At 47.3% G+C, this 10,466-nt stretch carries 9 protein-coding genes; 4 read left to right on the plus strand and 5 right to left on the minus strand.

The annotated features are described in order from the left end of the window. Positions 1 to 158: 158 nt before the first annotated feature. The 5 genes from AB1797_09885 to argG form a co-directional block, all read right to left on the minus strand. On the minus strand, positions 159 to 614 hold the full coding sequence (locus tag AB1797_09885) for a DUF5618 family protein (GenBank protein ID MEW5767917.1): 456 nt from the start codon (positions 612 to 614) through the stop codon (positions 159 to 161). Positions 615 to 1,209: 595 nt separating this feature from the next. After that, entirely contained in the window at positions 1,210 to 1,680 is a 471-nt protein-coding gene (locus AB1797_09890) for a DUF433 domain-containing protein (GenBank protein MEW5767918.1), read from the minus strand. A 103-nt stretch (positions 1,681 to 1,783) separates the two neighbouring features. After that, complete coding sequence (gene rpsI / locus AB1797_09895) at positions 1,784 to 2,173, minus strand: 30S ribosomal protein S9 (protein MEW5767919.1); 390 nt, start codon at positions 2,171 to 2,173, stop codon at positions 1,784 to 1,786. A gap of 214 nt (positions 2,174 to 2,387) precedes the next feature. Further along, complete coding sequence (gene rplM / locus AB1797_09900) at positions 2,388 to 2,816, minus strand: 50S ribosomal protein L13 (protein MEW5767920.1); 429 nt, start codon at positions 2,814 to 2,816, stop codon at positions 2,388 to 2,390. Between the two features lie 354 nt (positions 2,817 to 3,170). Further along, entirely contained in the window at positions 3,171 to 4,403 is a 1,233-nt protein-coding gene (argG, locus tag AB1797_09905) for an argininosuccinate synthase (GenBank protein MEW5767921.1), read from the minus strand. Positions 4,404 to 4,697: 294 nt separating this feature from the next. Between argG and AB1797_09910 the strand changes: the two genes are divergently transcribed. The 4 genes from AB1797_09910 to AB1797_09925 all read left to right on the plus strand — a co-directional run. After that, positions 4,698 to 5,900 carry an aspartate carbamoyltransferase catalytic subunit gene (locus tag AB1797_09910; protein ID MEW5767922.1) on the plus strand — a complete coding sequence of 401 codons (1,203 nt, stop codon included), beginning with the start codon at positions 4,698 to 4,700 and terminating at the stop codon, positions 5,898 to 5,900. A 106-nt stretch (positions 5,901 to 6,006) separates the two neighbouring features. Then, a complete protein-coding gene (glyS, locus tag AB1797_09915) occupies positions 6,007 to 8,079 on the plus strand; it encodes a glycine--tRNA ligase subunit beta (GenBank protein ID MEW5767923.1) in 2,073 nt (690 codons plus the stop codon). Between the two features lie 69 nt (positions 8,080 to 8,148). After that, complete coding sequence (gene fsa / locus AB1797_09920; GenBank protein MEW5767924.1) at positions 8,149 to 8,793, plus strand: fructose-6-phosphate aldolase; 645 nt, start codon at positions 8,149 to 8,151, stop codon at positions 8,791 to 8,793. Positions 8,794 to 9,171: 378 nt separating this feature from the next. Further along, the coding region (locus tag AB1797_09925; protein MEW5767925.1) for a hypothetical protein at positions 9,172 to 10,466 on the plus strand (1,295 nt) is incomplete at its 3' end.

The raw sequence follows: 10,466 nt of genomic DNA on the forward strand, positions 1-10,466 counted from the left end.
TATCCCCCCCCGGAAACAATTTCCCCCCTTCTATCGCCTTCAGTTTATCTTCCTGAGTAGTTACCTGAAATAGTAACCGTTCACCTCACCACGGAGATACAGAGACACAAATTTTCGTGTCTTCGTGCCTTGGTAGCTGAACGGTTACAAATCTAAGATCATTCTCCGTGTCTCTGTGGTGAACGATTACAGCCATTTTTTACCCCTTTTGATAAGGTGTCAATAATAAGTTTTGCCTTTTGGAAGCCTGATTTTATCATATCAATATCCACCCCACCGCGGTAATAGCCTAAGATATGAAGGTTTTCATAAGCAGTATTTAATGCCGCCCTAAGTTTACCATCATGGGGTATCTTTTTTATTGACTTTGTGTATTCTTCAATGGATGTTGGAAGTTTATCTTTAGCGATCCCAGTTGAAAGTAGATAGCCATCGATTGCAGAAAGAGCAGATAAATAAGCCATTGCAGATGCTTCTTTAACATATTTTTTGTCCTTATACCTACCATACTCTATCTCTGTCTTTGACAATGTTTCTTTGGCATTCTTAAAATACCTCTTCGCCTCTGTAAATAATTCCTCTGGCTCTTCCTTTTTTTCTATAGCCTTCTTCATTTATCTCCTTTACTGAAACTTATTGTCAACTCGATGTTCAAGGTTTTCTTATAAACCGCTAAAGCGGTTGCTTTGGTTTATTAGTGTCCCCCGATTCACCCCGATAAATCGGGGTGCTATTCTCATACTTGAGTTTAGCACCCTGATTTATCAGGGTGTTACGGATAGGATAACATCCAGAATCATAACCGCTTTAGCGGTTTTAACCCCTGAAAGTCCGATGGCGCAGGTCGAAAAAACTTGAACATCGAGTGTCAATTAAATTTTTTTTAATAACTACTCAGGTGGATAGGCTGAAGACTGAAGGCTACTCAGATGGAGAGACTGAAGGTGGAAGGCTTTTAGGAACAGTCTTCCTCTCTTCCTGAGTAGTTACCCGAAATTTGAGAAAGTATTAACAGTTTACCATACTACAGGGCCTTTGTCAAGGTTAAATTTCCAGGTTCACAACTTCCTCACCGTATGCAGCTTCGTCAATTAGTTCCGCGAGCCGCACTTTAGCTTCTTTTGTAACCGTTCACCTCACCACGGAGACACAGAGACACAAATTTTCGTGTCTTCGTGCCTTGGTGGCTGAACGGTTACAAATCTAAAATCATTCTCCGTGTCTCTGTGGTGAACGATTACGTTCAGAATTAGCGGATACCAAAACCCGGGCAATCCCATGCCGGAGGGCTTCAGCCGCGGCGCTGGAGCGGAGGTGGCGTCGACTGGAACGGGCGGTGAGCGGCGATTCCCCAACCGAATATCTAAGTCTATCAACTGACTCCAGTCGCCGTTCAATATCTTCGTCCAATTCTGCCCGATGATCCCAGTAGTAAGCCAAAGTAGAGTAAATCTGTCCCAAAGTCAAATGGGGAAACTGAAAGTGTAACTCGTCTGGACTCCAACCATAAGCAAGATGGGCCAAGACAAGTTCAATCACTTTCATGGTCGTGCCAGCAATTGTGGGAACCTGGGCTTGATCGAGCACAATATGCTCATAGCGAGTTTCGATAAGCATGGGAACCTTACAGACTTCTGTTGATTTGATGGGTTCGTCTCCTGGAGAAGCAATCCCCCTCACCTTAATCCTCTCCCCTCAGGGGAGAGGATTAAAGTGAGGGGGAAAGAGGCCTTACCCACCATTTCAAGCGTGACAGAACACTAGAAAGAAGAGAAGATAAAAGTTACCGCTTGGAGAATTGGTATCTTTTCCTCCGTCCAGGCTGACCGTACTTCTTTCTTTCGTGCATTCGCGAATCCCTGGTAAGAAAGCCGCCTTGCCTAAGGATAGAACGAAGTTCAGAGTTAGCGGCTACCAAAGCCCGGGCAATCCCATGCCGGAGGGCTCCAGCCTGGCCAGATATTCCTCCTCCCTTTATCCAGGCGACTACATCAAATTTATCCAGGGTGGAGGTAGTCACCAAGGGTTGTTTGACTAAGTTAGTTAAGGCAGGACGAGCAAAATAGTTAGTCATAACCCTTCCATTAACCATTATCTTACCCGTCCCGGCTATCAGTTTTACCCTGGCAGTAGATTCTTTTCTTCTCCCCGTGCCATAATATTCTTGCGTCATTTACAAACCTCCTCCTCTATTAGTAACTACTCAGCCACCACATATTGATTTTGAAGCTTACAGAACACAATATATTGTGGTTCGTCTCCTTTTATAGGTTGCATAGAAAGCCGTTTTTTAGGAATTTTAGCTAACTTTTAAACACCTAAACACAATATGTTGTGGTTTCGCTAGGTAAGGCTACTATATAGAGGCTGAGTAGTTACCTCTATTATTACCAACTTAGTGCCTGCGGTTGCTGCCCTTGATGGGGATGCTCACTTCCCGCATAAACTTTGAGTTTGGTCAACATTGCCTTACCCAATTTATTCTTAGGCAGCATTCCCTTGACAGCCATAGTGATTATTCGCGTCGGATTTTTAGCCATCAGGTCGGAATATGAAATGGTTTTCAGCCCACCCGGGTATCCTGAATAACGATGGTAGACTTTTTGTTCCGCCTTTTTACCGGTAAGGACCACCTTATCGGCGTTGATGACTACCACATAATCTCCCGTATCTAAATGAGGGGTATAAATAGGCTTATCTTTCCCCCGCAGTGTATTGGCTATTCGGCATGCTAATCGCCCCAATATCTGATCACTGGCGTCAACTATATACCATTTCCGTTCAATCTCACTTTCTTTTACCTGGTAAGTTTTCATTGTTACCTATCCTTTCCTAAGTGGTTCTTCGTTGATAAAAATAAAGTTTAACATAAAAAGGTTATATTGTCAATAAAAATTTCAATCTGTCCTGTTTAAGCTGAAGCCTCTCCCTAATCTTTTACCTTCTCTTCTGGCCAGGATCTCGAAGGACTAAAGGGACCAAAGGGACCAAAGGGACCAAAGGGACCAAAGGGAGAGATAAACTATCCTTTACCTTCTCTTCTGGCCAGGATCTCGAAGGACTAAAGGGACCAAAGGGACCAAAGGGAGAGATAAACTATCCTTTACCTTCTCTTCTGGCCAGGATCTCGAAGGACTAAAGGGACCAAAGGGACCAAAGGGAGAGATAAACTATCCTTTACCTTCTCTTCTGGCCAGGATCTCAAAGGGCAGGCCCCGAATATGGGCGGCGTCAGCACACATTTGCTGATTGAATCCGCGACTTTTGATGGAACGAATCTCGGGGGTGAATAGAGAAGTAGCCGATTCCCGGAAGATGATGTCAATGTTACCTTTGTATAGTTCCACCATGTAAGCGCCATTGACCACGGACTGGGTCTCAGAGATAAAGGCATCCAGCGCCTTCTTCAAGGGATGGAACCACATGCCGTGATAAACAAGATAAGCCCACTTAGCATCGATCATTTTCTTGAACTGTATCTCATCTTTAGTCAGGCAGAATTGTTCGAGGTCCCGATGGAGTTTAAGGACAATGTGAGCCGCCGGGGCTTCATATATTTCCCGGCTCTTGAGATCCATAATGCCGTCCTCACACATATCAATCTTGCCCACGCCATTAGCGCCTCCGATGAGGTTCAACTCGGTAATAATCTCCTCAAGGGATATTTCCTTTCCATTTAAAGCTACCGGGACACCTCCTTCAAATTTAAGTTCAATACGGGCTGGTTTGTCCGGGGCTTCGGTGGGTGAACAGTACCACATCCAGATATCTCGCGGGAGTTCCTGGTTAAGATCAACCGCCCCGCTGGCAATAGACCGACACCACATCGTCTTGTCATCACCGCCAGCAATGCCTTCAGTAACCGGCACGCCCCAGGCCTTACATAACTGCTCTTCTTCTCCCCTAGTAAGATCAAAATCCCTTACCGGGACCAACACCTTTAACTCCGGGGCAAAGAGCTTGAAGACATTGTGCATGCGGTACTGGTCATTGCCTTTGCCACTGGAGCCTTCCATAATAGAGTCACAGCCTTTATCTCTGGCCAATTGCGCTACATCTCTGGCTACAAGCTGTCTGGTCATAGAGGTGGAGACAGGATAACCATTATAATCGGAATTAGCTTGAATAGCTTTCCTCAGCCATTCTTGAGTGAACTCTTGCTTAGCGTCAATAACAATCGGCTCAATGCCCAGCACCTTGGCTTTTTCCTGGCTGGTCCGCATCTCTGCCTCTCCCTGGCCAACGTCCACGGTAATGGCCACAATCTCCTCGGCCCCATATTTCTTTCTTAATAACATAACCCCCAGGGATGAATCCAGCCCCCCAGAATAGGCGATGGCTGCCTTCTTCACCGGCGGGGTTTCAATTGCCTCTATCTTTTTGATGATCTGTTGAACATTCATAGTTAAGGCCTCCTCTTTCAGTTTCAGATGGTAGTTACGATGGGAGATTGAAGGAAATGGTAATTCCTACAACGCTCAATATACAATGGATTATTCTCCTTTGTCAAGCATATTCTGCTTGATAAATCTATTTAAATAGTGTAAAATGCCCTACAGAGACGTGAAGGAGATCGTGACCCTGTTCCTCGTTTCGGCCACTCGCGAGTTAATGGCGAATTTCAGCCTTCAGCCTTCAGCCTATCCACCTCAAACGATGATCAAGGCCGAAAATTCTATGGGAATGGAGAGCCATTGATGGAGATCAACAAGCGGGACTTTCTGGCTATTGATGATTTATCCCTTCTGGAAATCGAAGCGATCTTTTCTTTGGCCGCTCAGATGGAGGAGACCCCCAGCCGATATCTATCCCTCTGTAGAAACCGAATTATGGCCTCTCTTTTTTTTGAACCAAGCACGCGGACGCGACTCTCCTTTGAGACAGCCATGCATCGGTTAGGCGGGGAGGTGATTACTGTCTCTGAGGCGGGCACTTCTTCTCTGGCTAAAGGAGAAAGTTTGACTGATACCGCCCGGGTCATTGGTTCTTATGCCGATATGATAGTGGTCAGGCATCCCTGGGAGGGGGCGGCCAGGGTATTTGCTGAATATGCCCCTGTGTCGGTCATAAACGCCGGTGATGGAGGACACCAGCATCCGACTCAGACCTTGTGCGATCTATATATCATAAAAAAAGAAAGAGGCCGAATTAAAGGACTCAACGTGGCCCTCTGCGGAGACCTTAAAAATGCGAGGGCCGTTCATTCTTTGGCTTATGGCCTGGCCATGTTTGGCGCTAATATCATTTGTGCCCCTGGAACCACTGGCCTGGATATGCCCCCCTACGTCCTCACCAGACTAAATAGAGAATATGGCTATGTAGCCATCTCACCCGCTCTATCTGACCTAAAATTTCTCAATAAGGAATTAGATATTCTCTATTTGATTCCCGGTAAAGCTATTCAACCCTCAAAAGGAGATGAGTTGGTGGAGAAGATTGATGTCCTTTATGTTACCAGGGTTCAGAAGGAGAGATTTAATACCGCCGTGGAAAGGCCGTTATCCTATCCGGTGGTAAATAAAAAAACCCTGGCCGAGGCCAAATTCAGGGAGACATTGGTCATGCATCCCCTTCCCCGGGTAGATGAACTTTCTCCTGAAGTAGATACTGATCCTCGAGCCATCTATTTTAAACAAGCGGCCAGTGGGGTGCCTGTTCGAATGGCCTTAATTGCTTTTCTATTGAGAGCCGAAGAGTTTTTCATAAAAGAAGGTCTGCCTCAGAAAAAGAAGGAGATACTGCCAGGCGGAGAGGGCCGAACTTGTTCTAACCGGAATTGTGTAGCTTTCAAGGAGAGAGACTTCCTTTCCCCCAAATTTGAGATAATATCTCCAGAACCGCTCAGATTAAAATGTGTCTATTGTGAACATCTGTTCCCCTCAACTTTTTGCTTGACGTAATCATTTCTATTAGCTATAATGCAAAATCAGCCTTCAGCCTATTTACCCGATTGGTAAATGGCTCAAACGATGAACAAGGCCATTAATCAAAAGTGAGGGAGTACTGGTGAATAGATTGGATTTCCTATTGGAAATCGGCACTGAAGAAATCCCGGCTGGTTATATTGAGCCGGCTTTGAGACAGATAGAGGAAAGAGGCGCCGAGTTTCTTACTAATGCCAGGCTTGATTTTCGGGCGATCAAGACTTACGCCACTCCCAGGCGATTGGCCCTTTATGTTGAATCCCTGGCCGAGAGACAGCCGGATGAGGAAATAGAAGTTACCGGTCCCCCAGCCAGGGTGGCGCTTAATGATAAAGGTGAATTCACCTCGGCTGCCTGCGGTTTTGCCCAAAAACAGGGAGTTTCGGTGGACGAGCTTCGGATCACCAAGACACCAAAAGGGGAATACCTTTCTGCCCTTAAAGTCTCCAAGGGAAAAGAAACCAGGCTTGTTCTGGCAGAGCTTCTTCCCCACTTTATTACCAGCCTTTCCTTTCCCAAATCAATGCGCTGGGGAGGAGGATCCCTTCGGTTTAGCCGGCCTATCCGATGGATTCTGGCCTTGCTGGGCCAGGAGGTAGTGGAATTCGATCTGGATGGGATAAAGAGCGATCGAATCACCCTGGGTCATCGGTTTTTGAGTCCTGGCCCCCTCCGATTAAATAGCCCCTCAGATTATTTGGAACAACTAAAAGAAAGCCATGTCCTATCCGACCCTCACCAGCGGCGGCAGGCAATTATCGCCGGTCTGGAGGCAGCCGGCCAGGCTGAGGGAGGCCAAGTGCTTAAGGATGAGCCACTGCTTGATATAGTCACCTACCTGGTCGAATATCCGACTATTATCTTGGGCCGGTTTAAGAAAGAATATCTGAGACTCCCGCGGGAGGTCCTGATCGCTTCCATGCGGGAACACCAGAGGTATTTTGCGGTAACTAAAGGCGAGAATCTGCTTCCCTTTTTCCTGGTAGTAGCCAATAGCCATCCTCAAGCCGAGGCCCATGTCCGACAAGGAAATGAGCGGGTCCTGGCGGCCAGACTGGCTGATGCTGATTTCTTCTTTACCGAGGATCAACGCAAGTCTTTGGCCCAATTAGTGGAGGAAGAAAGGCGGGTCATCTATCAGGAAGAATTGGGCAGTCTTTACGACAAAACTGAACGGATGGTGGCTCTGGCAGCTTCAGCCGCCAGCCAGATAGATTCTGATTTGATCCCTCTGGTCAAACGGGCGGCCTATCTGGCCAAGGCCGATCTCTTAACCGAGATGGTCGGAGAGTTTCCCACCTTGCAAGGGATTATGGGTTATCATTATGCCTTGCTCCAGGGAGAAGATTCAAGAGTAGCTACAGCCATCAAGGAGCATTACCAGCCCCGTTTTGCCGACGATTCTCCTCCGGCTACCATTCCCGGCATGCTCGTGGCCCTGGCTGATAAACTGGACATCATTACCGGATGCTTCAGCCTGGGCCTTATGCCTACCGGCTCGGTTGATCCTTACGGACTCCGGCGTCACGGCCTGGGAATAGTTAGAACCCTGATTGAGAGGAATATATCACTTGATTTGGCCCCTCTGGTGGAGGACTCCGTAAGATTATTGAAAAGAGATACCCCCAGAGAACTTGCCGACCAGGTCCTGAACTTTCTGGCTCAGCGAATGAGGCCCCTTCTTGCCGAGAGGGGGATCGCTCAGGATGAAATTGAAGCTATCCTGGCCATTCCCTTCAATGACCCCCTTGACACCTTGGATCGGGCCTTGGCCTTAAAGGAAATCCGAGGCTCCTCAGCCGATTTTGAACCGCTGTCTGTCTGTTTTAAAAGGGCCAGGAATATCCTCAAAAGCGTCCCCCCTATAAAGGAAGGGGTTAGAGAGGAAGAACTGGCCGAAGAGATAGAAAGGACTCTCTATCGAAGATTCATTGAAATAAGAGATAAAGTGGGCCAGGCCGGAGACCGCCGAGAATACAGAGAGGCTTTTTCTTATCTGGCCGGGTTGAGAAGTCCGGTAGATGATTTCTTTGACCACATCCTGGTGATGTGCGAAGATGAGGCCCTGCGTAAGAACCGACTGGCTCTCCTCTCTGAAATTACCAACCTGTTTATGCGTCTGGCCGATTTTTCTCGATTACAGGTTAAAGATTAGGTAGCCGTTCATCACATGATGCTGGATGCTCGATGCTCGAGCATCGAGGATCGAGAAAGGAGGAAGGCGATGAAGATTTTTATTGATACAGCCAATGTGGAGGAGATTAGGGAGGCTAATTCCTGGGGGATAATAGATGGAGTAACGACCAACCCCTCCTTGATGGCTAAAGAAGGTAGGGATTTCAGAAAGACGGTAGAAGAGATATGCGCTATTGTCGACGGTCCCATTTCTGCTGAGGCAGTAAGCCTTAAGGCCGAGGAGATGATCCCTGAAGCAGAGGAGCTGGCCATGATACACCCCAATATCGTGGTTAAGATCCCTATTACGCCCGAGGGACTTAAGGCCGTCAAGACTTTAGCTCCACGAGGGATAAAGACTAACGTAACCCTTGTCTTCTCTTCTACCCAGGCCCTGCTGGCCGCTAAGGTCGGGGCAACTTATGTCAGTCCCTTTGTGGGACGTCTGGATGATATAAGCCACGATGGGATGGATCTCATCAGAGAAATTAGGGCCATCTTTGATAACTATGGTTTTGATACTGAAATCATTGTGGCCAGCATACGTCATCCCTTGCATGTTATTGAAGCTGCCTTAGCCGGAGCCGACATCGCCACTATTCCTTTTAAGGTTATCGAGCAGTTAGTTAAACATCCCCTGACTGATATCGGCATTCAACGTTTCCTGGCTGATTGGGAAACAGCGCCCAAATAGTTTCCGAGGTCGAGAAAGCCGGCCTTGATCATCGTTTCGGATAGGCTGAAGGCTGAAGCCTTTCGGATAAAGGAGAGTAGAAACAGGTGTTATTCGAGAGTGGTCAAAATAATGTAATTAATTTATGCACCGAAGGTGCAAAGGAATTTAGCCGTAGGTTTCAACCTACGGAAGATTGAATTGGAAATTAAGCCCCGCAGGGGCGAAGGAAAATTTTGCCAATGGAGGTGAAGAATAAAATCAACGCTCAATTTTATCCGAAAGTGTTCAAAGCCCAGAAAGGAGGTGAAAAACTGATAGGAAGTAACATTTTTGCTCAAGGGATCTTAGCTAATGAAATCCTTGGGCCATCAAAGTCTTAAAAGGAGGAACGGTTAGATGAAACCGAAGGTTAGACTTTTGGCAGTTTGTTTCTTGGTGTTAGGAATAGTCGGCTTGTTTTCGATCTCAGCCAAGGCTCAGAAGCCGACCGGGCCTGCTGCCGATGTGGAGAGACCAGTCGTGCCCCCGACCGACAAACCGGTGGGCAGCCTCAACATTAAGGAAGCTGACCCGATGGCCAAGATAGAGACCAAGCTGGATAAGCTCGAGGCCAAGATAGACGATACTAAGTATCAGAAAACGCAGAAGCAGGAAAGTCTCATCAATGTCCTGAAAAAGATCGAGACCAAACTGGATAAACAAGTTTCCAGGGATGTTCAGGCTGAATTAAAGCCCCTTATTGAGGCCTTAAAGAAGATTGAGTCTAAACTGGATCAGACTGGAACCGGTGGAACAAGTGGAACCCCCGGAACACCTGCACTAACAGCCGTCTCACCTACCCCAGGACTTAGTTCAGCAGGTCCTACCTCAGAGGCAAATAAACTCGAAGCCAAGGCGGATAAGATCGAGGCTAAGCTGGACAGACATCTGCCCGAATTACTCCAAATTTTGAGAAAAATCGAGAACAGTTTGGCTAAACCAGGAGAGCCTTCGGCTGAGGTCGTGCAGCCCATCGCCAAACTTGAGAGCAAGGCAGATAAAATCGAAGCCAAGTTAGATAGACAACTGCCGGAGTTGATCAAGCTTATTCAGAAATTGGAGGCCAAACTGGATAAGACTACCCAGTCTGGACTGCCCACCCCGCCGGAACCATATAATCCCAGTTCACTGGCGGCGGTGCAGCCGGTTTCAGGAGTTGACAAGCTGGAAACCAAGCTGGATAAGATCGAGTCCAAGCTGGATCAGCCTAAACCCGATTTACATGTAATTAAGCTGGAAGCTAAGCTGGAGGAGATTGAGACGAAACTGGATCAGCCCAAATCCAATCCTGAGATAAGAAAAATCGAGGCCAAGCTGGATAAGATCGAGTCAAAACTGGATAAAGAGCCGGTTCTTCAACCTGCGCCAGGGACTGACGTAATAGCTGTTCAGCCAGGGATAGCTAAATTAGAAACCAAGCTGGACAAGATCGAAAGGAAGCTTGATCAGCCTTCGACTCAGCCGGTTCCAAACCTGGGCAAGATCGAGGCTAAGCTGGATCGGCTGGAGGCCAAGATGGATGAGACCGGCACGGTTCCAGGCAATGACAAGATCGAAGCCAAGTTAGACCGCCTGGAAGCCAAGATAGATAAGACCGTTACGAATGAGAAGCTCGAAGCTAAGTTAGACCAGATCGAGTCGAAACTGGATAA

Source organism: bacterium (genome assembly GCA_040753085.1).
Taxonomy (GTDB): Bacteria; UBA9089; JASEGY01; order JASEGY01; family JASEGY01; genus JASEGY01.